The 282-nt window shown below is 67.4% G+C and carries 1 protein-coding gene; it reads left to right on the top strand.

Annotation, left to right across the window (positions count from 1 at the left end):
• Positions 1-79: 79 nt before the first annotated feature.
• Positions 80-282 (top strand): hypothetical protein (locus tag QSV46_RS39525; RefSeq protein WP_314964065.1); only part of this gene is annotated, 203 nt, incomplete at its 3' end.

The raw sequence follows: 282 nt of genomic DNA, 5'->3' as shown, positions 1-282 counted from the left end.
CAACGTACTAATCTCGGCCACGCGGGTATGACTTCGCTCACAACGAGTCGGAGCCGCCGCTGTCATCGGGAGGGAACGCATGGGCGCACAGCCGGAGTACATCCGTCCAGCCGACGTGCTGAGGGCCGCGCGGGCGGGAGCATCCATGGCCCGCGAGGCCGCCGACGACGTCCTCATCGAGGAGGCCCTCGGATCGGGGATCACCGTCGCACTCGATCCGATCCGCGCCCGCGACGTGTTGAAGCTGCTGTTGTCGCGCAAGGCGATCACCGACGCCTATCC

It is taken from the genome of Bradyrhizobium cosmicum (assembly GCF_032290525.1).
GTDB lineage: Bacteria > Pseudomonadota > Alphaproteobacteria > Rhizobiales > Xanthobacteraceae > Bradyrhizobium > Bradyrhizobium cosmicum_A.
The sequence above is the reverse complement of the archived record's forward strand: the minus strand, read 5'-3'. Positions and strand labels throughout refer to the sequence as shown.